At 64.5% G+C, this 26,014-nt stretch carries 20 protein-coding genes and 4 pseudogenes; 11 read left to right on the top strand and 13 right to left on the bottom strand.

Features of this window, described 5'->3' with window-relative positions:
* Positions 1 to 77: 77 nt before the first annotated feature.
* Positions 78 to 1,081, bottom strand: a pseudogene (locus NHG85_RS18010) (IS3 family transposase); the annotation flags it as partial.
* A gap of 79 nt (positions 1,082 to 1,160) precedes the next feature.
* Here NHG85_RS18010 and NHG85_RS18005 point away from each other — a divergent pair.
* Positions 1,161 to 2,018: pseudogene (locus NHG85_RS18005) on the top strand (IS3 family transposase); the annotation flags it as partial.
* Positions 2,019 to 2,044: 26 nt separating this feature from the next.
* On the opposite strand, the pseudogene NHG85_RS18000 reads toward NHG85_RS18005, so the two are convergent.
* The 3 genes and pseudogenes from NHG85_RS18000 to NHG85_RS17990 form a co-directional block, all read right to left on the bottom strand.
* Positions 2,045 to 2,334: pseudogene (locus tag NHG85_RS18000) on the bottom strand (recombinase family protein); the annotation flags it as partial.
* A gap of 498 nt (positions 2,335 to 2,832) precedes the next feature.
* Complete coding sequence (locus tag NHG85_RS17995) at positions 2,833 to 3,156, bottom strand: FCD domain-containing protein (RefSeq protein ID WP_370363057.1); 324 nt, start codon at positions 3,154 to 3,156, stop codon at positions 2,833 to 2,835.
* Positions 3,157 to 3,192: 36 nt separating this feature from the next.
* On the bottom strand, positions 3,193 to 3,459 hold the full coding sequence (locus NHG85_RS17990) for a GntR family transcriptional regulator (protein WP_253335002.1): 267 nt from the start codon (positions 3,457 to 3,459) through the stop codon (positions 3,193 to 3,195).
* A 51-nt stretch (positions 3,460 to 3,510) separates the two neighbouring features.
* On the opposite strand from NHG85_RS17990, the pseudogene NHG85_RS17985 reads away from it, so the two are divergent.
* Positions 3,511 to 4,478: pseudogene (locus NHG85_RS17985) on the top strand (IS5 family transposase).
* Between the two features lie 926 nt (positions 4,479 to 5,404).
* On the opposite strand, the gene NHG85_RS17980 reads toward NHG85_RS17985, so the two are convergent.
* From NHG85_RS17980 to NHG85_RS17970, 3 genes are all read right to left on the bottom strand, one after another.
* Positions 5,405 to 6,124, bottom strand: a complete 720-nt coding sequence (locus tag NHG85_RS17980; RefSeq protein WP_253334999.1) for a VapE domain-containing protein — start codon at positions 6,122 to 6,124, stop codon at positions 5,405 to 5,407.
* A 355-nt stretch (positions 6,125 to 6,479) separates the two neighbouring features.
* Complete coding sequence (locus NHG85_RS17975; protein ID WP_253334998.1) at positions 6,480 to 7,934, bottom strand: hypothetical protein; 1,455 nt, start codon at positions 7,932 to 7,934, stop codon at positions 6,480 to 6,482.
* A gap of 263 nt (positions 7,935 to 8,197) precedes the next feature.
* The gene (locus tag NHG85_RS17970) at positions 8,198 to 10,168 is read right to left on the bottom strand and encodes a glycosyltransferase family 2 protein (protein ID WP_253334996.1); all 1,971 of its coding nucleotides are present in this window, start codon (positions 10,166 to 10,168) and stop codon (positions 8,198 to 8,200) included.
* A 270-nt stretch (positions 10,169 to 10,438) separates the two neighbouring features.
* Here NHG85_RS17970 and NHG85_RS17965 point away from each other — a divergent pair, with 270 nt between their 5' ends.
* From NHG85_RS17965 to NHG85_RS17930, 8 genes are all read left to right on the top strand, one after another.
* Positions 10,439 to 10,891, top strand: coding sequence for a hypothetical protein (locus NHG85_RS17965; RefSeq protein ID WP_253334994.1), 453 nt, complete (start codon positions 10,439 to 10,441; stop codon positions 10,889 to 10,891).
* 46 nt (positions 10,892 to 10,937) lie between these two features.
* A complete protein-coding gene (locus NHG85_RS17960) occupies positions 10,938 to 11,471 on the top strand; it encodes a hypothetical protein (protein WP_253334989.1) in 534 nt (177 codons plus the stop codon).
* Positions 11,464 to 12,018: a hypothetical protein gene (locus tag NHG85_RS17955; protein WP_253334987.1), complete on the top strand. Its 555-nt coding sequence runs from the start codon at positions 11,464 to 11,466 to the stop codon at positions 12,016 to 12,018. Before NHG85_RS17960 ends, NHG85_RS17955 begins: the two co-directional genes overlap by 8 nt.
* Positions 12,015 to 13,001, top strand: coding sequence for a glycosyltransferase family 2 protein (locus NHG85_RS17950; protein ID WP_253334985.1), 987 nt, complete (start codon positions 12,015 to 12,017; stop codon positions 12,999 to 13,001). Before NHG85_RS17955 ends, NHG85_RS17950 begins: the two co-directional genes overlap by 4 nt.
* Positions 12,998 to 14,188, top strand: a complete 1,191-nt coding sequence (locus NHG85_RS17945; protein WP_253334983.1) for a glycosyltransferase family 2 protein — start codon at positions 12,998 to 13,000, stop codon at positions 14,186 to 14,188. Before NHG85_RS17950 ends, NHG85_RS17945 begins: the two co-directional genes overlap by 4 nt.
* Complete coding sequence (locus tag NHG85_RS17940) at positions 14,185 to 15,018, top strand: hypothetical protein (RefSeq protein ID WP_253334981.1); 834 nt, start codon at positions 14,185 to 14,187, stop codon at positions 15,016 to 15,018. The genes NHG85_RS17945 and NHG85_RS17940 overlap by 4 nt, the downstream gene beginning before the upstream one ends.
* 127 nt (positions 15,019 to 15,145) lie before the next feature.
* Complete coding sequence (locus tag NHG85_RS17935; protein ID WP_253334979.1) at positions 15,146 to 16,534, top strand: AAA family ATPase; 1,389 nt, start codon at positions 15,146 to 15,148, stop codon at positions 16,532 to 16,534.
* A 151-nt stretch (positions 16,535 to 16,685) separates the two neighbouring features.
* Entirely contained in the window at positions 16,686 to 17,720 is a 1,035-nt protein-coding gene (locus NHG85_RS17930) for a ParB/RepB/Spo0J family partition protein (RefSeq protein ID WP_253334977.1), read from the top strand.
* Between the two features lie 51 nt (positions 17,721 to 17,771).
* Here the strand turns inward: NHG85_RS17930 and NHG85_RS17925 are convergent, their stop codons facing one another.
* Genes NHG85_RS17925 through glf form a run of 4 tightly spaced genes read right to left on the bottom strand, consistent with a single transcriptional unit; the run spans position 17,772 to position 22,069 of the window.
* Entirely contained in the window at positions 17,772 to 18,440 is a 669-nt protein-coding gene (locus NHG85_RS17925) for an ABC transporter ATP-binding protein (protein ID WP_253334976.1), read from the bottom strand.
* Between the two features lie 13 nt (positions 18,441 to 18,453).
* Complete coding sequence (locus NHG85_RS17920; RefSeq protein ID WP_253334974.1) at positions 18,454 to 19,881, bottom strand: KpsE/RkpR family capsule polysaccharide export protein; 1,428 nt, start codon at positions 19,879 to 19,881, stop codon at positions 18,454 to 18,456.
* A 33-nt stretch (positions 19,882 to 19,914) separates the two neighbouring features.
* Positions 19,915 to 20,913 carry a glycosyltransferase gene (locus tag NHG85_RS17915; protein WP_253334972.1) on the bottom strand — a complete coding sequence of 333 codons (999 nt, stop codon included), beginning with the start codon at positions 20,911 to 20,913 and terminating at the stop codon, positions 19,915 to 19,917.
* A 4-nt stretch (positions 20,914 to 20,917) separates the two neighbouring features.
* Entirely contained in the window at positions 20,918 to 22,069 is a 1,152-nt protein-coding gene (gene glf / locus NHG85_RS17910; protein WP_253334970.1) for a UDP-galactopyranose mutase, read from the bottom strand.
* A gap of 192 nt (positions 22,070 to 22,261) precedes the next feature.
* Between glf and NHG85_RS17905 the strand changes: the two genes are divergently transcribed.
* Positions 22,262 to 24,535, top strand: a complete 2,274-nt coding sequence (locus tag NHG85_RS17905; RefSeq protein ID WP_253334966.1) for an ELWxxDGT repeat protein — start codon at positions 22,262 to 22,264, stop codon at positions 24,533 to 24,535.
* A gap of 243 nt (positions 24,536 to 24,778) precedes the next feature.
* Here the strand turns inward: NHG85_RS17905 and NHG85_RS17900 are convergent, their stop codons facing one another.
* Positions 24,779 to 25,213, bottom strand: a complete 435-nt coding sequence (locus tag NHG85_RS17900) for a hypothetical protein (RefSeq protein WP_253334964.1) — start codon at positions 25,211 to 25,213, stop codon at positions 24,779 to 24,781.
* Positions 25,214 to 25,314: 101 nt separating this feature from the next.
* Positions 25,315 to 26,014 (bottom strand): calcium-binding protein (locus tag NHG85_RS17895; protein WP_253334961.1); only part of this gene is annotated, 700 nt, incomplete at its 5' end.

Genomic DNA, 26,014 nt, shown 5'->3' with positions numbered 1-26,014 from the left:
CTCAGCTCCTCTCCCAGCCAGGAAAGCTTAGCCAAAAACTCCAGCTTCAGACGGTCGAGTTTTCAGGGGGCAGAGCAGTAGCGCCAGAGGGCCAGCTTTTGCCGGGCATCGTCCAGGGTGTCGAAGATCTCCTCGTTCAGCAGCTCGTCGCGCAGACTGCCGTTGAATGACTCGATGAAGGCATTCTGCTGCGGCTTTCCAGGGTCGATGTAATGCCATGGGACCGCGTTCTGATCGGCCCATTTCAGAATGGCCCGACTGGTGAACTCCGTTCCGTTGTCGCTGACAATGCAAGCGGGCTTTCCGTAGATCCGCACCAACGCGTCCAGCTCGCGGGCCACACGGGCGCCCGAGATGCTGGTGTCGGCGATCAGGCACAGGTTCTCGCGGCAGCAATCGTCGATCACCGCGAGAATGCGGAACTTGCGTGAGGCGCCGAAGCTGTCCGACAGGAAGTCGAGCGACCAACGAGCATTGGGATGCGCCGCCTCCGGCCTCGGCGTGCGCGTGCCTCGAGCCCGCTTGCGGCCACGTCGCCGCTTCACCGACAGCCCTTCCTCGCGGTAGAGCCGATACAGCTTCTTGTGGTTCATGATCATGCCTTTGCGTTCCAGCAAGATGCCGATCCGGCGGTAGCCGAACCGACGCCGCTTCCCGGCGATCTCCTGCATCTCCTTGCGGATTTCGGGGCAGTCCGGCGGGCGTGGGCGCCGGACTGTCTTGGGGTCGACACCGACAAGCTGGCAGGCCCGGCGTTGCGAGATCTTGTGATCCCGCATCGCCCGCAGCGCTGCCTCTCGCCGCTTGCTCAGTGTCGTCAGTTCTTTCCCAGCAGGTCTTTCAGAACCACGTTGTCCAGCATGGTATCGGCCAGCAGACGCTTGAGCTTGGCATTCTCATCCGCCAGCGCCTTCAGCTTCGCGGCCTCGGACACTTCCATGCCCCCATACCTGGCCTTCAGCTTGTAGAACGTCGCCGGGCTGAGCCCATGACGGCGACAGACTTCGGCAGTTGGCATCCCGGCTTCCTGCTCCTTGATCATTCCGATGATCTGCGCCTCGGTGAAGCGGCTCTTTCGCATCGTCTGCTCCTTCGCAATTGAGCAAACTCTACATCAGACTGAGGGATCTCGAGGGGGGCAGGTCAAAGGAAATGCTCGCAAAAAACTTCTGAGGCCTGGTTCGAGGAGACGTGCCGTGGACTGGGCCATGAAAGAGAAGAGCTATTCGCAGCGGCGTGCCTGCGCCTTGGCCGGGATCGATCCGCGCGTGTATCGGCGGTAGTCCACCAGACCGTCTGGCGAGGAACTGCGCCGACGGCTGCGAGAGCTCGCCGGTGAACGGCGACGCTTCGGCTATCGTCGCCTGCACCTCCTGCTGGAGCGGGAGGGTCGGGTGCTGAACTGGAAGAAGCTGTATCGGCTCTACCGCGAGGAAGGGCTGACCGTGCGCAAGCGCGGCCGCCGCAAGCGCGCCATCGGGACAAGGGCGCCCCTGGCGATCCCGCAAGGGCCGAACCAGCGATGGAGCCTGGACTTCGTGACTGGCAGCTTCGCCGACGGCAGGCGGTTCCGGGTGCTCTGCGTGATCGACGACTTCACCCGGGAATGCCTGGCGGCCGTCGTCGATACCTCGCTGTCCGGCCTGCGGGTGGCGCGTGAGCTCGACCGGATCGCCGAGCTGCGGGGCTATCCCTGCATAATGGTCAGCGACAACGGCACGGAGCTGACCAGCAATGCGATCCTGAAATGGCAGGAGGACCGCAAGGTGGAATGGCATTACATCGCGCCGGGAAAGCCGATGCAGAACGGCCTCGTCGAGAGCTTCAACGGGCGGCTGCGCGACGAGTGCCTGAACGAGCACCTGTTCTCGAACCTGCGCCATGCCCGCCAGCTGATCGAGGCCTGGCGGGACGACTACAACCACCACCGCCCCCATACGAGCCTCGACGGGCTGACGCCTCGCGAGTATCACCAACGGGCTGAAAACGACCAAACCCTGAACAGAGCTAACCTATAAACGAGGACTCTCAGGGGAGCAGGTCGGATTGGCTCGCCCAATGACCGGAAATGCGCGCCCTTGGCCCCAGCGTCTTGATCACGTCGAGCAGATGCGACAGCGAGCATGCCAAACGGTCGATGCGCACGACGACCAACACATCGCCGCGCCCAAGACGCGCGATCAGTTTGCCCAGCACCGACCGAGCCCGCGCGGCGTCGGAGGTGAACTCTTCGCGGATCTCGACACAGCCCGCGGCCTTCAGCGCGAGGCGCTGCGCGGCTGTTTCCTAAAGGTCGGTTGAGAAACGGGCGTAGCCGATAAGGGCCGTGGGCATCCATTTCCAATATGGGACCACGTTCGAATACGGTCGTTTGAAGAACGATTAAGGGAGGGAATCCCCGTCGCGCTGGGGCAGGGAAATGAGAGCGATGGGCTTGTTCTGGGGGACTTGGGCCGGGATGCGCGGGGCCGGTTCAGGGACGAAGGTCGGAATATCTGGGAGGAATGGTCTCCTTTGACCCGTTCCACAAAGGGCGTCGGGTGCGTCTTCGCAATCCCTCTCATCAATTGAAATTAGGCCAATTAATCATCAAATATCACGACAGAATGTCCTGATATCCGCGTTCTGTGATTTGTTATTAGGGCAAGGGGCACATGCGCGAAGCGCCGTCCCGACCTTCGCGCAAGCCGAGAACGCGCCGCGCATATCCAGGCCATGGCTCGAGCGCGAGATCAGCAAACTGTAGCGCTTGGAGCCGCCCTTGGCCGGACCGACCCCGATTGGTGGAATTCGAGGCATACGACAACCGGCGCGGGCCGCGTCGATCCGTGGTCAGGGCAGGGAGACGGCCGAGGCGCGCACGTCAGGCGCCGCCGTCCCGGCCCTTGGACTTACGCGAGATGCGAAAGCGCGTCCGGTCGCGCTGAGATGGGAGACGACCGCGCTTTCGGCCCATTCCGGACTGCGGGCCCGCAGGGCGGTGATGATTTCGGCATGCTGGCGCACGCTTTGGCGGGCATCCTCGTCCGAATAGAGAAAGAAGCCCCCCATGATCAGAGGGTAGTCGAGCAGGCTCGCGCCGAAGCTTCGCAGCCGCGCGCTGCCGCAGGCTGAGAGCGAGGTCATGTGCAGATCGAGATTGGCCTGCTCAATGATCTTGAGATGGCCCTTGGGCTTGTCTTCGATGGCGGCCTAGATTTGGGCGTTGAGCCGGCCCATCCGGTCGAGATCCTCATCCGAGATGAGCAGCGCGGCCCAGGCGGTGGCGCGACCCTCGGCGAAGATCCGAAGCTCGAAGATCTCCTCTAGATCCTCGTCGCCCCATTGGCTCACCACCGCGCTGCGCGTCGCGGCCTGTTCCAGGAGCTCCTCGGTCACGAGCTTCTGGATCGCGCTGCGCACCGGGGTCCGGCTGACGCCGAATTCGGCGGCGATGTGCTCTTCTTGGCGCTGTTGCACATATCGGTGATGGGGATTCACTGGGTGCGCGCTGAGGGTTAGCTCAGGGACATGCCGAAGCCTTCCTCGACCCGCTACCGCACGACGAACTGGTCAGACTACAATGCATCGCTGCGCAAGCGCGGCTCGCTGTCGGTCTGGTTCGATCCGAATATGGTCTGGGTGCCGCCGCCGACCGGCAAGCGAGGTCGGCAACCGCAATTCAGCGACGCCACGATCCAGGCATGTTTGACCCTGAAAGTCCTGTTCGGCTTGGCACTCCGGCAGACAACAGGCTTCGTCGAAAGCTTGCTGCGCCTGGTGGGTCTCGACTGGACCGTGCCGGATTTCAGCACGCTCAGCCGGCGCCAGAAGACCCTCGCTGTGGACATCCCCTATCGCGGATCGAATGGGCCGCTGAACCTGCTGATCGACAATGAGGCATCGTCCGCCATCGGTCCGAGGAAGATGCCGAATAGCATCAAGGCGGAGGGCGAAGGCGAGTGGCACGCCTGCAAGCATGGTGGCGTGAAACGCCGTCTATGGCGCAAGTTCCACCTCGGCGTCGACGAACAGACGCTGGAAATCCGCGCCATCGAGATCACCGGGAGTCACGTCGGTGATGCACCGATGCTGCCCGAACTGCTGGACCAGATCTCGGCGGATGCCGAGCTCGGATCGGTCACCGCGGACGGCGCCTACAATACGCGCAAGTGCCACGACGCCATTGCAGGCCGAGGGGCATACGCTGTCATCCCGCCACGCAAAAATGCCAAGCCGTGGAAACCTTCGACCGCGGGTGCGATCGCCCGGAACGATGCGCTTCGTGCCTCCAGATACCTCGGCCGCGCCATCTGGCGAAGATGGAGCAGATACCACCGCCGAAGCCGCGCCGAGACGAAGATGCATCGCGTGAAGCTGCTGGGCCAAAGCCTCATGGCGCGCGACTTCGATCGCCAGTCGCCGAGGTCCAGGTCCGCGCTGCCGTGCTGAACGGCTACACCGCGCTCGGAATACCGATCTCGGAGCCCGTGGGATAAGTCCGTCCGGGGAAAGGGGAAGTGTGCGCTTCACGCTGTTTGCGCAACAAAGCCGAGCATAGGCACACCGCTGCCGTCGGGGGGGTGGCTATATCATCATCTCCTAGTATGGGGGCGGGTTTCATATTGCACCGCAGCATTCCCAAAGTTACTAACACATACTTGGATATATGTATATAAGTATATATTCGGATATTAATATACTAAACGACTGCACTACTGACCTAAGTTCAGTCGCTTGGGTCCTCCGGGGGTCGTGGGACCGTCCGGGGGGTGGCGCGGAGCCCGGATCGCCGAAGTTTTTCTAAACTCTGAGCGTTTATAGGATATTTTTTCAGTTTAGTCGTTCAGTGGTGGGAGATCGGAAACCCTGATCGCCGGAAATCCCGGCTGCGGCGACGATCCGGCGGGCGCGGGGCGACCCCTGAACTGGCCCCTCCTGAACTCCTGAACTCGATCCGGTGGGGGCTTGGCCCAAATGGCTGAACCAGTTCAGTGAGTGCAGTTCAGTAGTGTCAGGGGGGTAAGACCCTTGCCACCTACCCCTGCCACCTCGAAAGCCCTTATTTATATGGCTATTGTCATAGGTGGTATAGGTGGTAGGGGTAAATAGAGGTTAAACAATAGGAGGGGTATAAAAGTAGTTTAACGGGTGAACTATCGCCCGGAGACACGCGCCGCTTGCTGTATAGGGAAAGCACCTGCCACCATGCCACCTCACGGTGCGAAAAGCGCCTGATCCCCCTTATTTTATTGGCTATGAGGCTGTGGCACGGGGTCATGGCATACCCCTGCCATTTTTGGCCGATTTTTCGACCATTTTTCACTGAAACCAAACCGAACTGAACTGCGCCCCCTAAAACGAGTTCGGCGACCCGAGGGCCGCCGTTGCTCATTGCTCGCGCTGTCGGGTCAAAATCGGGCCACTACTTACTGAACTTCACCACGTTGTCATTTTCCTGCGCGTCCAGTTCCTCCCAAACGCGGTTCTGGTCCTCGCCCGGAACGTACACGATCCCTCGGTATCCTTCGATCAGGCGACGCCCTTCCTTGACCCAGCCCAGCTTGCCGAGGGCTTCCGCGACCACCTGCGACATCTGCCCCGTGACCTTCACGCCGTCGAGCCATTCGGTCGCGATCTTGTGCGAGAAGATGAACTTCGGCCACTCGTAGGTCGCGCCACCGTTGGCTTCGTCAAAGTCGTCGCCGACGCGGACCTTCGAGTTCAGCTTCTCGGCGAGGATCGCGGCCACCATGTCAGCGTCGTTCTCGCGCAGGCTGGCGGCTTGCAGTTCCTCGGCCTCCTGCTGGGCCTCAAACGACGTAAGGTGCAGCGGGAGCGTCCCGTGCGGCTGTACGGCCCGCATGGTGTGATAGGCGACCACGGCCTCGGCCCAGATTTGCGGCATGGCTCGCGCGAGCCGGTCCGTGTCAATGCTGTCCACGATGACCTCGATCGGCCAGAAGCGCCGGTTGCCGGTCTGGTCCTTCAGGAAGTCCTCGTTGTTCGTAGAGCCCATGAATACGCACTGGCGCTTAAAGACCTGAGCGTTGCGCCGATAGGCGAGGCGCACGTTCGTCTCGGTGCCCGAGACGAAGGTTTTCATGTCCTCGACCGCCGAGCGGCCCATCACCTTCTCTACCATGCCTTCTCGTCCGAGAAGTTGGCCTTGGGTTCCCCGGCCCAGCCGAGGGCGTTGTTGCAGCACTCCCCGCCTGCCGGTTCACACAACGGAGCAACCGCTTAGGTGGCGGCATGACCAGGCCCATGCCTGCCCGCTATCGCACAATGAACTGAACACCCTGCAACGCGGCGTTGTGGAAGCGCGGCTCCCTGTCGATCTTGCCTGCCCGAGAGATGACGTGGCTCGCGCCGCATAAGGAAGGGTCGGGTCGTCCCCCAGCCTACTCTAAAAGCAGCTAGCAAAACCGCTGTTCATACGTTGAAAGCGTCATTTCTGAAGGTTTCGGTTTACCCTGAGAATTTCCTTACACGACATCTCAAGCCGGATTTGGCCAGAATGGCTTGCCATTTACATCATACTCAGCAAGAGCAGGCCAGTTTTCCGATATAACATACCGAAGGATAGCACTGCTTTTTCTTTTTGGCCTAGGCACCGACAGCATGGCTTCCAAGGTTGCACGACAATTAAAGATAGACAAAGTATCAAAAGCGGGGTCGGATTCCGCCACGAGCTGTGCATGCCACGATGCCATTCTAAACTCCCAATAAAATAGGGACTTTACGTCCACAAGATCCTTGCAGCTTGTCAGGCCAGAAATGGAATCGAATTCCTCAAAAGCCTCGATGACACGAAACACGTAATCCGCCCTGTATTCCTTGTCCCCACGGAGATACAAGCGAGCTAAATCCCAGCCAGAGCTTACGTCAAAATTTTTGTAGGACCAAAATTCCCTTCCAACTTCCGATATATTGGATCGAAGATGCATAAGGTTATGCTTGTTACTATAGCGATGATAATATACCCAGCTTAATCTTTTCTGATGCTCAATAAACGTGTTCCTATCCAGAATACTCCTGAAAGAGTTTGGGGTCGTTGGCGGTTCTGAAAGGCGTAGAACTGTGACATCCAGATCCATATCATCGGCTATGCTTTTGGCAAACTTCAGATCATGGCTATCCGTATCAAGCTTATCGCTTCTGTAATATGTAAAGTACTGAACGTCCTTCGCATTCTTGAGGAAGGATAGTGTTAGGCGCGAGTCCAAACCAGCCGTTACAGAAACCAGTACTTGGTAATTATTCTTGGCAAATTTTATGGTATTTGCCATGTTTTTTTGGATTATCTTGGCAGCATCATTGACACTTCTTTGTTGCACCACGTCACGTGGCCATACCCTGCGAGAAGTGAAGGTTTCAAAATCAAGGCATGCATTAGGAGTCAGCATGAAGCTATTATTTACCGGACCACGCAACCCAGGATACCCAAACTTTACAGCAATCTTATCCCGCATCCCAGCTGAAGAGTTGTCGAGAATCAAGTAAGGGTGAGATACGATCATTCGGGGGTGCGCATCGTAATAGAAAACCGATTTCATCCCGGTTGCATCGGATACTATGAAAGATTTCCCCAAGGGGTCAGTATATGCTAGGATATACCTTCCAGACGAGTGGTCTAGAAGCTCATGCATTGCATCGTGCGATTTCTCTAATTCTGCCGCAACCCTTTCGAGGAAGACATCGCAACCCTCATCCGGAAACCTAGAGTCGAACATAACTCCCAAGGCGAGGAGATCACATCCATTCCTTTTCACTCTGACAGCATTCAGCCTTGGATCATATGCAAGATAAAAGCCTCCAAAGCTAGCATTCTTCCAATGGCTTGGAGCTTCCGGAGCCTTGTCTGAGCGAAATATGTAGCCACGGGCATACAATTCTTGTGAATAGAGATTCACATCCTGCCTTTGCTTTACAGAGTCCATAATCAACCTCAAGGAATTTCTTGTCTTTACTTAATTGGAGAACTCGTAGCGATATGGGAGCTTCAGGGTCAGCTATGCTACTTTACAGCACTGATCCGCACTCGCTCCGGAAGAATAATCTCTGAATACCTCAGCAGGCATGACAAGGCGCATAAGACGTATAGATGCCCTCCTGATACCCTTGCGCCCCCTGACGCATTACTGGCTGCGTCAGATCGAGGTCAGACAAACCCATGAACCCATTTCCATTGAGCTTGATGACGCCGAAACTTGCATCATATATCAGATGGATTATGGCCATCATCATTCCCCGCGAATTCGGAAGTTGCAGGAACATATCTCTGATCGTGATACGCATTGGAATTCCCGATGCGTATGATCTCGCTTCCCATTGCGAGTTCTCCATAGACCAGCGCGACGACAGATTCTCCGTCAATCACTTCCCTGACATCGAAAGTCATGTTGGTTGAGGAGAACTTCGGATCATAAGTATGCCGCTCAACGATACCGATCCGCTTGCCTTCGGCCTTCATCTGCTCGATCCGCTCCACTGCCTCGGCCACTTCGCTGGTCCTCACCCGGAAATCTCCGACGAAGATCGCGTCGAACCGGTGGTGATCCTCGTCGAAGGCAGCCTTGTGCGGCTGCATCATCGCCGGCACCGGAAAGGGTCGGGTCTCGATGTCGTTCTCGTATTTCAGAGAACCGCCCGAGGCATGGTAATGCATCTGTGCGTCGAAATACTCCTTCCGCACACCGTAATAGAACCCGTTCATGCCCTTGATGTCGTCGGCCACCACCGAGGTCTCGCTGTCGCGCTGGAACGACAGGGGGCCGGTGTCGAGCTGCACCACCGCCTTCTTGCCGAACACCCGAATGATGCGGCGGATGAACTCGCTGTCGGCGGCGAAGCGCACCGTGTCCCAATAGCCCAGCTCCGCCCGGACGGGCTCGCGCCGGAACATGAAGGAGGAGGTGTTCTGGATCACCAGCCGCCCCTGCCCGGTCCAGCGCCGGAAGCTCAGATCGCTCATTGCCCGCGCTTGCTCCGAGGTGCAGCCCATGACCCCACCGTTTTCCTGCAGATACCTGACCTGGGTCTCGATCTTGAGAGGGTGCGACCAGTCATCGGCGTCGTGGATGGTGACGAATTCTCCCGTTGCCAGGTCGAGCCCGTGGTTGCGTGCCACATAGGCGCCGCCATTGCGCTCCATCCGAAGCAGCCGGATGCGCGGATCGGCAGCGGCGAAGCGCTCGACCTCGGCGCAGGTAGCGCCATTGTCGGGGCTGCAATCGTCGATCACGATGATCTCGAGGTTCTGCCAGCTTTGCGCCTGCAGCGAGCGCAAGGCCGTACCGATCACCTCGGCCGCGTCATAGGCCGCCAGAAGAACGGTGACCTTCGGCCCGTCATCGATGCAGATCGGGCTCTCGTTGATGGCGAGCCTGTCGTAAGCGGGGCGATCCGCGCCATCCATGAGCCTCAAGGTCGGGATGCGGTAGCGGCGCAGCACCTGGTTGATCCAGAAGCAGCGCGCCTCGGGTTCGGTTTCGAAATTCGCGCGGGCCAGCATCGCATCTGGCCCGATCTCGCCGTCGAGCGCGGCGCGCTCGTAGCATGACAGGCCCTCCTCCCATTGCCCCAGCGCCTCGTGGCACAACAGCTCGATCGTGGTGAGCTTGCGCCGGAAATCGAGGTCATGCGCGCCGGGCCGGGCCTGCGCGATGCGCTCCAGCGCCGCGCGATAGCCCTTGCCGGTCTTCTTGCGCATGTTCCAAAGCGCCAGTTCCCGCGCCGCGGCGGCGCAGATGGCCGGCTCGGCGTCTGGACCGGTCATCGCGTCGAGTTCCTGCAAGGGGGCTTGGGTGAAGCCAAGCGTCAGAAGATGGGTCCGCAGGGCCGAAACCTCGCGATTGGCCCGCCGCACCGGGTTGGTCGAGCGCGGATAGGGCGCATAGCCTTTCTCCTGCCCCTCGAGCACGAAATGCAGCAGCGGGTTCATCCCGCTCTCGGCCACCTCCGGATAGGCTTCGAGATAGCGCTTGGTATGAAAATTCTTGCCCGGATTGCGGCCTAGCGCCGCGCCGTAGCGCAGGAAATGCTCGCTTGGCGAAAGCCCCGTCAGATCGACATCGGGATAGCTTTTGCGATACCAGGTGCTGTGCATGTACCCGGATTTCTTCAGCAAGCGCTGAGCGGATTTGTGGTCGATCGCGGCCATTTCCTGGTCCGGTCTTTCCTGCATGAGTGGCTCTCCGTCATCCCCTCGGCACAAGGTCACCGCCCTGCGCAGCCGATACGGAGCTTCTCCCGCCGGGCCAGGTCGTCTCATCGTGCCATGCGCATCCTCCGCACCGGTTATCTGGCAGATACCGCCCCCTCTCTCAAGGCGCTTCCCTTCGAAGCTCCGCATCACCAAAAGGGAACATGCTTCGCAGGAGCCAAGATAGGGTGTCGTGTCGGCCCACACCGGGTGATACACCCCCTTCGAGCATAAACGAGGGAGTTTCGCTTCATGACCGATGCCCGGCTTTCATCCCGATACAAGCCCCATCCCGCCGGGCCCGAAGCCCCACCTTCGAGCATTAGCACGACTTCCGAAGACCGGATTTCCCAGCTCGAAAAGCAGCTTTCCGAAGCTTTGGACAAGCTTGCGCTGCGCGATACGCGGATCGCCGATCTGGTCGCCGCGCTGGAGCGTGAAGGCAATGTCTGCCAAGAGCTCATGCAAAGATGCGAGACCTATGACGAGGAGGTCGCGCAGCTGACCCTTCGCGCGCACAGGGCCGAAACCGAGCTTGAAGTGATACGCCCTGAAAGAGACGGGCTCATCCATGAGCGCGACGCACTGCGTGCCGAGGTGGCGGCCGTGAGGGAGGAACGCGACGGACTGCATGCCAGCCATTCGTGGAAGATCACCGCCCCGGTCCGCTGGGTCAGCCTGCGGCTCAGGGGCCACCGCGGCTAAGCCGGATCAGACGACACTGCCACAACAAGGACAGCGCCTGCGCCTCATGCCATACGATATCGCCCTCGGCCCCGCAGCCGGAACCAACTATGCGCTTGAGCGGCTGCGCGCGCAGGATCGGCCCATGTCCGACTGGAGCCCCGATGCCGAGATCGCGTCGGGCCTGCACCTCGCGCTCGATCCCAATGCCGTGTTCGAGGGGCGCATCGGCAGCCCGCGTGGGCGGCTGTTACAGATCGAGGGCGAAATCCGGCAATCCGCGCGCTGGTTCGGGCTGCATGTCCCGCTTGATGCCCATGACCTGTCCGAGCGCGCCATTCTCGGCTTCGCCGCACGTCTCGGCGCGAGGCAGGCCCGCCCGATCCGCGCCTGCCTGCGCTCGGGACGCAGCGAGGCGTTTTCGGACTGCTTCTTCGACAAGCCCCTTCTGCCCGATGCCGATAGGGGGCTTCATCTCGATGTGCTGGATCTTGCGCGGCATGATATTCCCGAGGAGGCGCCCTGGCGCGAGCTGGTGCTGTTCCTGCCCACCAGGACGCTTCACCTGTCCTTGCATGATCTGAGGGTGTTCATTGTCTGATCCTTCATTCGCGGCATCCGGCGCAGCGCTTTCGCCTCTCGCCACGACCCAAAGCCTTCTGCAGAGTCTGCGCGACGGCGATCTCTCCGGCGAGATCCTGCCCGAGCAGGAGATCCTGCCGGGCCTGCGCTTCGTGCCCGACCCCGAGGCCGGGATGCGGGGCCGCTATGCCAGTCCGGCTGGCCGGCTGCTCGAGCTGGAGGTGACCCATGCCGCCCCGGCGCGCTGGTTCGGGCTGCACCTGCGGCTCGACCTCGACGAGCTGAGCAACCTCGCGCTAATCGGCCTTGCCGCGCGTTTCGCCGCGAGACAGGCCCTCCCCGTCCGGCCCTGCATCCGCTCGGGCACCGAAACCGGCTTCGTCGACAGCTTCTTCGATAAGACCATCGCCGCCCTGCCGCGCCCGCTCTTGCATCTCGACGTGATCGAGACCCAAGGCCCCCACCCCGCGCTCGCGGCGCCCGCCCCGTGGCGCGAGCTGGTGCTGTTCCTGCCCACGGGAGATTTCCGGCTCGACCTGCACGACTTGCGGGTCTTCGCGGCATGAGCCCGCCCGCCGACCTCGCAGTGGTGATCCCGGTCTGGAACGACGCCGAGGGTCTGGCGCGGCTGCTCGAGCAGATCTCGCGCATCTCGGCGATCAGCCAGGTGGTGGTGGTCGATGATGCCTCCGAACGCCCCGCCGACCCCGAGACCATGGGTTGGAGCGCAGAGCGGCTCGGCGCCGATCTCGTCTTTGCGCGCAATGCCCAGCAGCGCGGCGCGGGCTACGCGCGCAATCGCGGCCTCGCCAAGGTCACCGCGAACCGGGTCCTCTTTTTCGACAGCGACGACCGCTTCACCCCCGAATTCGCGCATCTGATGGCCGAGCTGCCGCGCGAGGGGTTCGACTTCTGCCTCTTCGCCCATGCCGACAGCCGCGTCGCCGGGGCGGGCGGCTGGGGGCCACTGCCGGGCGACGAGCGCCTGTGGGAGCGCGCCGGGATACTGGGCGCGCTGAACGAGATGCCCGACGCCGCGAGGCCCGAGCTGATCCAGCTCTCCGCCTACCCTTGGAACAAGGTCTACCGCACGGATTTCCTGCGCGAGACCGGCACGCGCTGCACCGAGATCATGGTCCACAACGACATCGAGCTGCACTGGCTGAGCTTCCTGCGGGCCGGGCACATCCTCGTCTCCGACCGGGTCGCGGCGGTACATGTGGTGGATCAACACGGCAGCCGCCTGACCAACCGCAGCGGCGCGGAGCGGCTGGAGATGTTCCGCGCGCTCGAGCCGGTGGCGCGCGCCGTCGCACAGGCGGGGCCCGACTACACCCTGCCCTTCGCGCGTTTCGCGATGGCGCTGTTCCACTGGGCCGGCGCGCAGATCGCGCCCGAGCTGCACGCCGCCTTCGCGACCCGGATCAGGGCCTTTCTCGCCGAGGCGTTGACGCCCGAAGCCTTCGCGCGCATCGCCGATGCCGACCCCGATCTGGCGCGGCGGATCAATGCCCGGCTGGCATGGCGTGACGCGGCGGAGGCGGCATGAGCCGGCTCAGCCTGATCGTCACCAGCTTCGACGTGGGCCCCTGGATCGAGGCGGCGCTGCAAGGCGCTGCGCGGGTGCTGCGCCCGGGCGACGAGCTGATCGTGGTCGACGACGCTTCGCGCGACGACAGCTCCACCCGGATCCGCGCCTTCGGCCAGTCGGGGCAGCTCGCGCCCGGCGTGGCCTTCCGCCCGGTGCTTCTGGGCCGCAACACCCCCGGCGGTGTCGGCCCCGCCGCCAACATCGGCATGAGCCTCGCCCAGGGCGAGATCCTGGCCTTTCTCGATGGTGACGACTGGCTGGACCCCGAGGGCTTCGACGTCGTGCGCGACCGCTTCGAAGAGGCGCTCTCCGGCCCCGCTCCCCTCGACCTGCTGATCGCCAATTACACCGAGTGGCACGAAGGGCTGAACGCGCCGCGCCTGCCCGCCGACGCGGGGCTGTGGCACGGTGTCGAGACGCTCGCGGACGAGGACGCGCGCAGCCGCGCGCTCGAGATGATCGCCGTGCCCTGGCGCAAGCTCTACCGGCGCGATTTCATAGAGACCCACGGCCTGCGCTTTCCCGAAGGCGACTTCTTCTTCGAGGACAATCCCTTTCACTGGGCGGTCTGCCGCGCGGCGATCCGGATCGCCTTCCATGACCGGGTGCTGTGTCGCCACCGCATTGCCCGGCCCGGCCAGACCATGGCCTCCTCCGGGCCCGAGCTGTTGGCCTTCTTCACCCATTTCCGGACCATCATGGCCGGGATCGGCAGGCGCGAGTACCATGCCCGCGTCCTGGCGCTGCGCTGGCTGGCGCAGAACATGTGCTGGCATATGGAGCGCATGCGGCTCGACACGATCATCCCCTGGATCGATGCCGCGCGCGAGGCCCTCGCCGACGTGCCCGCCCGGCTGTGGCGCCGCGAGGTGCTCCCGCATTACGACGCCTGGGCGCGCGAGATCCTGCAGGCCATCCGCGAGGACCGCCTCGACCTGGCCGAGCGGCGGATCATGGCCATCGCCTGCGCCCGGAACGCGCGGCAGGCCGAGCAGCAATTCCAGAGCCTGCAAGGCGAGATCGACCGGTTGCGCGCTGATCTGGCCGAGATCCAGGGCAACGCGACCGCGACCGACCCGGACGAGACCGATCGGCTGCTGCAGGAATTCGAGCGCCTGCGCCACGCCTCGGGACCGGCTGCATGAGCCGCGCCGAGATCTACTGGCTGGGCGTCCACAAGACGGGCACGACCTTTCTGCAGGCCTGCCTCGACGCCTCGCGCCCGGCGCTTGAGCGACACGGCATCGCCTACACCCCGCTCGACGCCTTTCGCGCGGCCCATACCCGGCCCCTGCTCGACCGGGCCGAGGCCCTGCCGCCCCCTTCGTCGCCCGGCGAAGGCCGGCGGCTGATCTTCGACGAGAACATCCTCGGTCTCGTGCAGGATGTCGCCACGCCGGAGGGGCTCTATCCCGCCGGGGCCTGGCGCGCCGACGAGATGGCCGATCATCTTCGCCTCGCGGCGCCGCAGATCATCCTCGGGCTGCGCGGCTTCGCCGATTTCCTGCCCTCCCTTTATTGCGAGAGCCTGAAATCCGTGCCGTTCCAGGGTTTCGAAGCCTTCCAGCGCACCCCGCTGGAAAAGCTGTCATGGCAGCCGCTCGTCGCTGGCCTGCAACGCGCGTTTCGCGGCGCAACAGTGACGCTCTACCGAGCCGAGGATCTGCGCGGCCATGAGATCGAGCTGCTGGCGCGATTGCTCGACCTTCCGCCCGAGGCCCTGCACCGGGCCGATCACGACAAGCGCCCCGGCTTTTCGCAACGCGCGATCGACATGATGATCGCCGAGCAGGCGGTGCAGCCGGTCGGGCCGGAGCGGGCCAAGCAGCTGGCGCAGGCCCACCCGCGCAAGCCGGGGGCCCCCGGTTTCGACCCTTGGAGCGTCGAGGAACGCGCGCAACTCGACGTGCTCTACGAGACCGATATCGCGGCCTTCCGGGAATGGCCGGGGCTGCGCATGCTCGATCTCGGCTGATCCCGGCCTTTCGCCGCGTGGCATGAAGGGCAGTGCCCCATAAAAACGCCCCCCATATGCACTCTTTCCTTCCATGTGCGACCTTTCCTGCTATCCATGGGAAAACACCGCACATCGGGGGAGCCCCATGAGCCGCGAGCCGTTGCCGCCCTATTTCAACATCGACCCCGACGCCGCCTTGGCCGAGTTGGGCGCGCCGACCGATGCCCAAGGTTTCGCGGCGATCGCCCAGGCCTGCGCGCGCGGCCGCGCCGATCTGGCCTCGCGCGGGCTGCACGAGGACGGGGCGCGCCGCCTGCGGCCCTTTTCGACATGGGAGATCACCCGCTACCTGATCCCCGTCGCGCCTGCGCATTTCCGGCGCGTGCTGAAGGCCAACCCCGAGTTGCCGCAGGGCCGCTCCGAGACCGAGGGCGGCGCGAAGTGGTTCAGCCTCGACGAGGTGCTGCGCCTGCGCGCGCATTTCGGGGCCGAAGGCTCGAAATCCAAGCCCTACCTGCCCTACCGCCCCGAGGGCCTGCCCGCCAAGATGGTCGCTGTGGCCAACTTCAAGGGCGGCGTCGGCAAGACCTCGACGGCGGCGCATCTGGCGATGTCGGCGGCCCTCGACGGCTACCGCGTGCTAGTGCTCGACCTCGACAGCCAGGGCTCGATGACCTCGATCTTCGGCGGTCAGGTCGCGGACGAATGGCAGACGGTCTACCCGCTAATCGCGCGCCACTACGCCGAGCATCTCACGGCCGAGAACGCCCTTCGCGCGTCTCGCGGCGAAACGGCGCATCCGCTCGACGACACGCTGACCGAGGCGCTGGGGGTCAGCGCCGCCGATCTCGTGCAGAAGACGCATTGGCCCAACATCGACCTGATCGGCGCGCAGCTGAACCTCTACTGGGCCGAGTTCCAGATCCCGGTCTGGCGCATGGCCGCGCGCGGCTGGAAGCTGTGGGACGCGCTGACCGAGGTGCTTGAGCGCGACGGGCTGCTCGACGCCTATGATCTGGTGTTCATCGACACGCCCCCGGCGCTTGGCTACCTGACCATCAACGGTCTGGCCGCGGCCGACATCCTGCTGGTGCCGATGGGCGCCTCGTTCCTGGAATTCGACTCCACGGGCCGCTTCTTCGACATGCTGCACACCACCTTCGCCTCGATCGAGGAGGGCGAGAACCTCGCCGCCCGCGCGCTGGGGCGCGAGGAGACGGCGTTTCAGTGGGACGCGGTGCGCACCATCGTCACCCGCTACGACGGGGCGCAGCAAGGCGAGCTGGCAGCATTGATGCAGGCCTATCTGGGCCGCACCATGAGCCCGCACCGGCAGGATTTCACCGCGCTGATCGGCCAAGCAGGCGAGCAGGTGCAGGGCATCTACGAAGCCGATTACCGCGACTTCAACCGCGAGACCTATGCCCGCGGGCGCGAGACCTTCGACGAGACCTATGCCGCCTTCAAGAGACTGCTGATGGGCGTCTGGCGGCGCGAGGAGCTGGAGGCGCGCACCGCCTCCGCGGCGCAATGAGCGCGCCCGCATGTTTCGCGCGCGAAACGGTCAGCACTGTTGACCGTTTCGCGCGCGAAACATCCCACTCTCATACCGGAGCGCGCGCAGGCTTTACCGCCCCGCAATCCGCCCGCCCCATCCTGACGCGATCCCTGCAAGGAGCCTGACCATGGCCAAGCGCAAGCGCCTCTCCCCGTTCCGTTTCGAGACGGGGGCCGAAGCCGCCCCCGAGACCAAGTCGACCATTCCGACCTACCCGCTCGGCATCGCCCCGACCCGGACCATGCCGATCGCCGCCGTGGCGGGCGATGCGGCGGGGCGCGCCGCGCTCGACGAGATGGGCCGGACCTTGGGCGAGGCGCGGGCCGAGGGGCGGCTGATCCAGTGGCTGCCACTCGACGAGATCGACGCGGGCTATCTCATGCGCGACCGCATGGGCGCCGACGAGGAGGAGATGCAGACGCTGGTCGAGAGCCTGCGCGCGCGCGGCCAACAGATGGCGATCGAGGTGGCCGATCTGGGCGAGGGGGCCAGCCCGCGCTGGGGGCTGATCTCGGGCTGGCGGCGGCTCACGGCGCTGCGCCGGATCGCCGAGGAAGACGAGAAGGAGGGCCGGGTGCTCGCCATCCCGCGTTCGCCGCGAAACGCCGCAGAGGCCTATTGCGCCATGGTCGAGGAAAACGAGATCCGGGTCGGGCTGAGCCATTACGAACGCGCCCGCATCGTGGCGCGCGCCGCCGATGCCGGGGTCTACGAGGATGACGCTTCGGCCTTGCGCGCGCTGTTCGGCGCGGCGCCGCGGGCGCGGCGTTCCAAGATCGGCAGCTTCGTGCGGGTGGTGCGCGCGCTCGACGCGGCACTGCGCTTTCCCACGGCGCTCGGCGAAAGGCTGGGGCTCGAACTGGCCCGCCGCCTCGACGACGAGCCGGAGCTGGCCGAACGGTTGCGGCAGCGGCTGGCCGAGGCTGCGCCGCAGGAGGCCGCAACCGAGGCCGCGCTAATCGAGGCGGAGCTGTTTCGCAACGAAGCGCCCGAGGCCGCGAGCCAGGCCCGCCGCACGGCCCGCCCCGCCCCGATCGAGCTTCAGCCCGGCCTGTCCTGCCGCGAGACGCCCAAGGGGCTGCTGATCTCGGGCGAGTTGCTGGAGCGCGACGGGGTGCGCGAGCGCATTCTCGCGCTGCTGCGGGCCGAGATGGGGGGCTGATGTTTCGCGGGCGAAACGGTCAACAATGCTGACCGTTTCGCCCGCGAAACATCACTCGTCCTCGTCCGAGCCCATGTTCTCCTGATGCCGGGCGATCGCCGCCTCGACATCGTCGAAATAGACGAGCTTGCCGTTCTCGAGCACCACGCCGGCGGTGCAGAGCTTGCGGACTTGGTTCATCGAATGGGTGACAACCACCGCCCCCGCGGTCTTCATCCGTTCGAGGAAGACGAGCCGGCTCTTGCGCTTGAACACCGCGTCGCCGACGCTGGTCACCTCGTCGACGAGATAGGTATCGAAGGGGATGCCGATCGAGACGCCGAAGGCCAGCCGCGACACCATGCCCGAGGAATAGGTCCGCACGGGGGCGTGGAAATGCGGGCCCAGCTCGGCAAAATCCTCCACGAAGCCGGTCAGCGCCTCGGTGTCGACGCCGTAGATTCGCGCCACGAAACGGGTGTTCTGCGCGCCCGTCATCTCGCGGTGAAAGCTGCCCTTGAACCCCACGGGCCAAGACACGGTGCCCTCGCGGATGATCCGGCCGCCGGTCGGCTGGATCGTGCCGCCGATCATCCCCATCAGGGTCGATTTGCCAGCACCGTTGCGTGCGAGAAGCGCGACCGAGACACCGGTGGGAAAGGTGACCGAGGCACTGTCGATCACCACCTTGCGGCCCCAACGGGTCGGAAAGCTCTTGCTCAGGTTCTCCAGCCGGATCATCGCGGCGCCGGCCTCAGTTGCGGTCGCGCAGCGAGTAGTAGACCAAGCTGCCGATCGCCCAGGCGAGAAAGCCGAACAGCGCCACGATGCCGATCATCAACTCGCGCTGCGGAAACTGCGAGCGCTCGGCCAGCGTCGGCTGGATGTAGCTTGCGAGGTAACGGTTCTGCCGGTCGGCCTCGGCGCGGGCCGCGTCATAGGCCGACAGTGCGGCGGTATAGGCCTGCTCGGCGAATTCGCGGTCGACGCTGAGCCGCTCGAACTCGGAAATGGTGGTGGCGTAGCTGCCGCCGCCCGGCGCGCTGCCCTCGGCGCCGAATTTCTGGCGCTCCTCCTCGAGCCGGGCACGGATCACCTCGATGCGGCGCTGCGCCTGCGTCAGGCGGGGATCGGTCTCGCTGGTGTTGTCGCGCAGCAGGTCGAGCTCGATCAGCGCACCGGCGAGCTGCCCCTGAAGGGTGTTCAGAAGCCCCATCTGGCCCTGGATGTCGGCCGATGGATCAACAATCTGGTTTTCGACGCGAAACGCCGTCAGCGCCTCGCGCGCCTGCTTGAGCCGTTCCAGAGCCTGGTCGAGATCGAGCTGGGCGTAGCGCGTCGCATCCTCGCGCGCCACCGCCGAGAGCGCGTTGATGGTGCGCAGGCTCTCGTCGTAGATCGCCTCGGCGATGGCCTGCGCCTCCTGCGGATCAAAGGCCAGAACCCGTAGCTCCAGCAGACCCGCACCGGCATCGTAGGAGATCGACAGCATCCGGTCCCAGTAATCGACCAGATCCTCGATCGAGCCCTCGGGATCGAAGCTCAGCAGCGGGTCGGTCTCGTGATGGCGCGAATACATCGCACGCAGGTCGAGCCGCTGATCGATGCGGCGCACCATCTCCTGACTTCGAACATATTCATAGAGAATGTCGGAATCATGCGAGGCGCCGGAGCCGAGCGACGAGCCCAGGCCCCCCAGCAGGTCCGAAGCCGAGGTCATCTCCTCTGAGCGCACGGTGAAGCCCAGCGTCGAGGCGTATTGGTCGGCGGCGCGGGTGTAGAGATACCAGCTGGCCGCAGCCACCGGGGCCAGCACCATCAGCACGAAGGCCAGCCCCAGCCCCCAATGCCGTTTGCGGACCTTGGCCGCCGGCGCCAGGGGGCGCACCACCACCGGTTCGGCATCGGCCTCTGCCCGCGCCTTCGCGGCCTCGCGCTTGGCTTGCCGCGCTTCGCGGCGCAACTCGCGCTTGGTCTTGGGGCGATTGGCGGGGGCCGCCGCGGGGGGCAGAGTCCCGGCCGCCTTGGCATTGTCGGCACGGCGTGCCTGCCGGCGCAGCTGGCGCTTGGTCAGCGGAGGATTGCCCTCCTGCGTGTCAGGCACCGGCCGCAGGCGCGCCGTGCCCTCCTGCGAAGCCTTGGCATCGGGCGCCTCGTCCGGGCGGGGTTGGGAACTGGCCATGCGCGAAACCTTCTGCTCGGGCTGGGGCTGACACTAACGCCCCGAGCGGACAGGGGCCAGCGCCGCCCCGTGCAACCCGTCATTGCGTCCGCGCTGGCCCCTGAGTCCGTCGCGCAGGCCTGCCCACATCATTCGGTAATATTCGCCACGGCTTTCGGCCGGGCAACTGCGGCCACGCCGCCACCAGACCAGCGTGTAATAGGCCAAGGCCGCCGGAAACACGATCGGGCCCGCGGCCTCACGCGCGATCTGCACGCCGTTGCGGCAATGGTAGTAGATCTTCCACAGGGGCCGGTAGACGAAACCTTCGCCCATGGTGCTGCAATCATGGGCAAAGCGCAGCCCCGGCCACAGCTCGATCCTGAGCCCGGCCCGGCGCAGCCGGAGGCTGTAGAGCACGTCGTCGCCATAGAGGAACAGCCCTGCCTCGGGCCGCAGCCCCAATCCGCGCAACGCGCCCCGGCTGACGAAGAAGCCGACGAAGGAGGCGACGTCGAGCGAGCGGGCAGGGGCCCGGGGGGCGAGATCGGTATCGGTCACCTTGAACCGATCGCGCCCCCCGATCAGCGTGCGCGCGAGTACGCCCGCATGCCAGAACGGGTTGAGATTGGGCCGGTTCATCTCGCAAATCGTGCCGTTCGGGTAGAAGACCGCCGCCGCCACCGCGCCGAGCGCGCTGGGGCGGGTGTCATCCGCATCGAGCCCCGCCGCCTCCTCCCGGAACCGGGCGAGGCAGCCTGGCTCGGGCCAGGCGTCGTCGTCGAACAGCACGCACCATTCGACCGGGTCGTCCTCATTCATCGCTGCCGCCAGCCCCGCCGCGAAACCGCCCGCGCCGCCGCCGTTCTCGGCCAGCCGCAGCACCTGCAGCCGCGGATCGCGCCGTGCCGCGAGCCACTCCGCGGTGCCGTCGGTCGAGGCGTTGTCGATCACGTAGACGCGGTCGACCACTTCTTCCAGCACCCGGTTCAGGGTCTGCTTCAGGGCCTCCAGCCGGTTGTAGGTAACGATGACAGCTGCGAGACGGGTCAATGGGTCAGCTCGGATCGACGGTGAAGGCGGGCATGGCGCGCGCTTCGGCGCGGGCCGAGAGGAAGGTCTCGGCGGCGGTCATCGCCTCGCGGATCGTCACGTCCATGTCGAGGTAGCGGTAGGTGCCCAGACGGCCCACAAAGGTCACGTTCTGCTCGGCGCGGGCGCGCTCGACGTAATCCGACAGCAGCGCCTTCTCCTCGACGAGACGGATCGGGTAATAGGGGATGTCGTCGGGCCCGCATTCGCGCGAGGTTTCGCGGTAGAGCACCGAGCCTTCATGCTCTTCCCAAGGGCTGAAATGCTTGTGCTCGGTGATGCGGGTCTGCGGCACGTCGGCGTCGCCGTAGTTCATCACCGCGCAGCCCTGCCAGTCGCCCTGCGCGCGGAACTGTTCGAAATCGAGCGTGCGGTAGCCAAGCCGGCCCAGGTCGAAGCCATAGAAGCCGTCGAGCGGGCCGGACCAGAAGACGTGGTCCCACTGATCCGCCTGCGCGGGGTCGAAGCGGGTTTCCAGCCGCACGGTGATGCCCGGATGATCGAGGATGCGCTCGACCATGGCGGTGTAGCCATCCTCGGGCATGCCCTGGAAGCGGTGGAAGAAGTAGTTGTCGTCGTAGTTGAAGCGCACCGGCAGGCGCTTGAGGATCGAGGCGGGCAGCTCGGTCGGCGAGCAGCCCCACTGCTTCTCGGTGTAGCCCTTGAAGAAGGCCTCGTAGAGGTCGCGGCCGACGAAGGCGAGGGCCTGCTCCTCGAAGCTCTGCGGGTCGGTGATGCTCTTGTCGGCTTGGCTCTCGATGAAGGCGCGGGCCTCGTCGGGACGCATGGTCTTGCCATAGAACTGGTTGATCGTGTGCAGGTTGATCGGCAGCGAGAAGACCTGCCCCTGCGTGGTCGATTTCACCCGGTTCTTGTAGGGCAGGAAATCGGCGAAGCGGTTGACGTAGTCCCACACGCCTTCGTCGTCGGTGTGGAAGATATGCGGCCCGTAGACATGCACCATCACCCCGGTCTCGGCGTCGCGCTCGGTGTGGCAGTTGCCGGCGACATGGCTGCGGGCATCGAGGATCGTGACCTCGTGCCCGGCCTCGGCCAGCCTGCGCCCGATCACGGCGCCGGACAACCCCGCTCCTACCATCAACAGTTTGTCGCCCATGCGTCTTGTTCCCTTGGCCCGGCTCGCAGGCGCTTTACCGGGAAAAGCGCCGCGCGACCAGAAGCCAGATCGCGGCATGGCCGTAAGCCGTGCGGTTTTTGGCCAGTTCAGGGGGGTGCTGTGCTATGTTTGCCCAGGGAAGGCGACCCCGTTAGCCCGTGTGTGTTTCTTAGTACTCGGAAAGGACCGGCCATGACTGAAGTCCTCGTTCTAGCCGCCGACAACGGTACTTTGGGGCAGGAGCCCTATCTCGTGAATTCCGACGGCAGCGGCGTCAGCCTGCTGGCCGACATCAATCCGGGCGGCGACGCCAGTTTCACCGAGCCCGGCGCCATGTTGGGCAACCTGTTCCTGTTCGGCGCGACCGACGGCACCTCGGGCGAGGAGCTGTGGATCACCGACGGGACCAGCGGCGGCACGACGCGGCTCAGCGACATCGTCTTCGGGCCGGGATCGTCCAACCCGGACGACTTCATTACCGTGAACGGCCAGGTGTTTTTCGAAGCCTTCACCTTCGCTGCCGGGCGGGAACTCTGGGTCAGCGACGGCACCGGCGGCGGCACGATGCTGGTGCGCGACATCTTCCCGGGCGCCACCAGCTCGAACCGCAGCGAGTCCATCGCCTTCAACGGGGAGCTTCTGTTCAACGCCAATGACGGGGTGACCGGCTACAAGCTGTTCACCTCCGACGGCACCGAGCTGGGCACCACCATCGTCAGGGATTTCGCGCCGAACCTGAGCAACGGTGACATCGAACTCGATCCCAATGCCGAATTAGGCGGCTTCACCTTCATAGCAGCCGAGACCACGGCTGAGGGCGAAGAGCTGTGGAAGACCGACGGCACCACCGCCGGCACCACGCTGGTACGCGACATCAACCCGGGAGCCGGCCACTCCGTTCCCGACGAAATGACCCTGTTCAAGGGACGGATCTATTTTAACGCCCTCGACGGCACCAACGGCCAAGAGCTCTGGGTCAGCGACGGCAGCTTCGGCGGCACGCAGATTCTCAAGGACATCAATTTCGGGGCCGGAGGCAGCTCTCCCAACGATTTCACCGTCATCGGCGACCTGATGATCTTCAGCGCCATTGACGGTACCAATGGCAGGGAGCTCTGGGCCACCAATGGCACCGGGGCCGGCACCTCCATGGTGGTAGATATCAATCCCGGGGCCGGCTTTAGCAATCCGTTCGGCTTCACCCCGGTAGGGGATGGCAGCCGGGCCGTCTTTGCCGCCAATGACGGCTCCAATGGCGACGAGCTGTGGATCACCGACGGCACCGCGATCGGCACCATGCTGCTCAAGGACATCAACCCCGGCGCGGGCAGCTCGAACATCAACGACATCATCGCGGTCGGCGGGCTGGCCTACTTCACCGCCAATGACGGCACCAACGGTCAGGAGCTCTGGGTCAGCGACGGCACGGCGGCGGGCACCAAGCTGGTGCAGGACATCCGCCCCGGCGCTTTGGGTGCGAGCATCAACATCCTCGGCATCATGGACATCAACGGCGCGCCGACCGATCTCGGCCTGTCGAACGCACAGGTGAGCGAGAACGCCGCTCCCGGCACGGTGGTGGGCACGCTCTCGGCCACCGATCCCGACGGCGATCCGCTCGGTTTCGCGCTGAGCGACAACGCGGGCGGGCGCTTCGCGATCTCGGGCAGCAACCTCGTGGTAGCGGGCGCGATCGACTTCGAAGCGACAGAGGATCTCGGCGTCACCGTGGTGGTGAGCGATCCCTCCGGCGCCACCCAGACCGAGAGCTTCACCATCGAGGTGCTCGATGTGGCAGACGCCACCCCGGGACCGGACCGGCTGAGGGGCGGACCGGGCAACGACCGGATCGACGGGCTGGGCGGCAACGACCGGATCGACGGACTGGGCGGCAACGACACGCTGTTCGGCCGGGGCGGTCGCGACACGCTGCTGGGCCGGGCCGGCAACGACGATCTGTTCGGCAATGGCGGGCGCGACACGCTGCGCGGCCACAACGGTGCCGACGATCTGAATGGCGGCCGGGGCAACGACCAGATGTTCGGCGGCAACGGCAATGACGACATGAACGGTGGTGGTGGCAGAGACCGCATGCTTGGTGGCCGGGGCGCCGATGAATTGAACGGCGGTGGCAGGGCCGATACGCTGCTCGGCCAGGGCGGCCGCGACCGCATCGATGGCGGCGGCGGCAACGACGTGATCAATGGCGGCGGGGCGCGCGACATCATGAGCGGCGGTGGCGGGCGCGACGATTTCGTCTTTTCGGGCCGTGCACAGCGCGACCGGATCCTCGATTTCGACGTCAACCGCGACAGCATCGACCTGATGGCGCACAATGTCAGCTTCGACGATGTCGCGGTGCGCGACAGGGGCGACAACGTGCTTCTGGTGATCGACGGGGTGGGCCGGATCCTGCTCGAGGATCTCGAGCCGCGCCAGGTCAGCGCGAACATCTTCGACTTCTGAAGAGACGGCCTCTGCCTCCGGGCAGAGGCCAGCCGATGAGGCGGAGGAATGGCCCCGATTTGCCATGACTTCGCCGCGAACAGCACTGCCCAAGGGTGATTTATAATTACATCAATCACCCAGGGGTTTTAAAGATGCCGACCTACGAGGCTTCGCGACGCTGTTCGCGCTGAACACCGATACCTTCGCCTGTGACATCGAGAACGGCGTCCTCGAGGTTCGGCTCGGCAGCGCCCGCTTCTCCTATGGCGTGCTGCAGTACGAAGCCGGGTCCATACCGTCGATCGCGGTGGGTGGCGGCGTCACGCCGCGCGCGATGATCTTCGACGGGCGCGCCGTCATGGACAACGGCATGTTGGTGACCGAGGCCGCCTTGGGCGATCTGCATTGGGGCGCGGGACGCGAGACGCGGGTCATGGCGCTGAGGATGAGCGACTTTGTCATCGACGAGATCGATCCCGATTTCGACTTCAACTTTGACGGCATGGAGGTGCTCGCCGACATGGAGGCCGACGGCCGGATCACCGAAGGTTCGATGGCCGCCGGGTGCAGCTTCGACGCCTCCTTGCTGTTCGCCAACGACACTTCCGGCTTCTTGCGCCAGAGCGACGAAGGCATCTTGTTAGATTTCGGTTGCAAGGGCTCGGTCCTGATCGAGGATCTGTCGATCGACAGCATCGGCGCGCATATGGCGCTGGCCGGGGCGATCGAAATCTTCCGAGGCGCCGAACTCACGGTCCGGATCCTCCCGGGCCGTGACGCTCCGTGTTCGGAGCGGATCACAGCAGGTCGATCCGCTCCTCGAGCAGAGCGGGGCGGGCCAGCTCCTCGATCAGCAGGCGGTCGCCGCCGCCGAAATCGAGCAGCACGCCGCCGGGCTTGCGGCTGGCAAGGCTCTCCACGATCCACTCCGCTGTGCGGTCACCGCGCCACAGATCGGTGTCGAGCGCGATCCGGTCGCGCCCCCCGAAATCGGTGATGCGGTCTCGCCCCCCGTCGAAGACGAAGACATCCGCGCCGCCGCCGCCAATGAGCCTATCCCGGCCCGCCCCGCCCGAGAGCCGGTCCGCGCCCTTGCCGCCCGACAGCAGGTCGTGCCCCGGCCCGCCCAGCAGCGCGTCATTGCCGCCGCCGCCTTGCAACTCGTCGCGCCCGGCCCCGCCCGAGAGCCGGTCCGCGCCGCCGCCCCCCTTGAGAAGATCGCTGCCACCTTGGCCCGAAAGCCGGTCGTGCCCCGGCCCGCCGAGGAGCCTGTCGTCGCCGCCCTGTCCCTTGAGCAGATCGTCGCCACTGCCACCCTTGAGCCTGTCATCGCCCTTCTGGCCCCAGAGTCTGTCGTCGCCGCCCTCTCCCCTGATCAGATCCGCGCCCTTGCCGCCGCGCAGCAGGTCCGCACCGCCGCCGCCCAAAACTATGTCGTCGCCGCCGCGGCCGAAGAGGCTGTCCGCGCCGGCCCCGCCCTTGAGCCGGTCGTCTCCC

It is taken from the genome of Limimaricola litoreus (assembly GCF_024159025.1).
In the GTDB taxonomy this organism is placed as follows: Bacteria; Pseudomonadota; Alphaproteobacteria; order Rhodobacterales; family Rhodobacteraceae; genus Limimaricola; species Limimaricola litoreus.
The sequence above is the reverse complement of the archived record's forward strand: the minus strand, read 5'-3'. Positions and strand labels throughout refer to the sequence as shown.

What these genes read in the sequence shown, in the direction of transcription:
- NHG85_RS17920 (WP_253334974.1), bottom strand. Translation starts at nt 19,881, where the DNA reads ATGGCCAGTTCCCAACCCCGCCCGGACGAGGCGCCCGATGCCAAGGCT.
- NHG85_RS17935 (WP_253334979.1), top strand. Translation starts at nt 15,146, where the DNA reads ATGAGCCGCGAGCCGTTGCCGCCCTATTTCAACATCGACCCCGACGCC.
- NHG85_RS17900 (WP_253334964.1), bottom strand. Translation starts at nt 25,213, where the DNA reads ATGCTGTCGATCGACAGATCCTCGATCAGGACCGAGCCCTTGCAACCG.
- NHG85_RS17930 (WP_253334977.1), top strand. Translation starts at nt 16,686, where the DNA reads ATGGCCAAGCGCAAGCGCCTCTCCCCGTTCCGTTTCGAGACGGGGGCC.
- NHG85_RS17905 (WP_253334966.1), top strand. Translation starts at nt 22,262, where the DNA reads ATGACTGAAGTCCTCGTTCTAGCCGCCGACAACGGTACTTTGGGGCAG.
- NHG85_RS17945 (WP_253334983.1), top strand. Translation starts at nt 12,998, where the DNA reads ATGAGCCGGCTCAGCCTGATCGTCACCAGCTTCGACGTGGGCCCCTGG.
- NHG85_RS17960 (WP_253334989.1), top strand. Translation starts at nt 10,938, where the DNA reads ATGCCATACGATATCGCCCTCGGCCCCGCAGCCGGAACCAACTATGCG.
- NHG85_RS17940 (WP_253334981.1), top strand. Translation starts at nt 14,185, where the DNA reads ATGAGCCGCGCCGAGATCTACTGGCTGGGCGTCCACAAGACGGGCACG.
- glf (WP_253334970.1), bottom strand. Translation starts at nt 22,069, where the DNA reads ATGGGCGACAAACTGTTGATGGTAGGAGCGGGGTTGTCCGGCGCCGTG.
- NHG85_RS17925 (WP_253334976.1), bottom strand. Translation starts at nt 18,440, where the DNA reads ATGATCCGGCTGGAGAACCTGAGCAAGAGCTTTCCGACCCGTTGGGGC.
- NHG85_RS17950 (WP_253334985.1), top strand. Translation starts at nt 12,015, where the DNA reads ATGAGCCCGCCCGCCGACCTCGCAGTGGTGATCCCGGTCTGGAACGAC.
- NHG85_RS17980 (WP_253334999.1), bottom strand. Translation starts at nt 6,124, where the DNA reads ATGGTAGAGAAGGTGATGGGCCGCTCGGCGGTCGAGGACATGAAAACC.
- NHG85_RS17970 (WP_253334996.1), bottom strand. Translation starts at nt 10,168, where the DNA reads ATGCAGGAAAGACCGGACCAGGAAATGGCCGCGATCGACCACAAATCC.
- NHG85_RS17965 (WP_253334994.1), top strand. Translation starts at nt 10,439, where the DNA reads ATGACCGATGCCCGGCTTTCATCCCGATACAAGCCCCATCCCGCCGGG.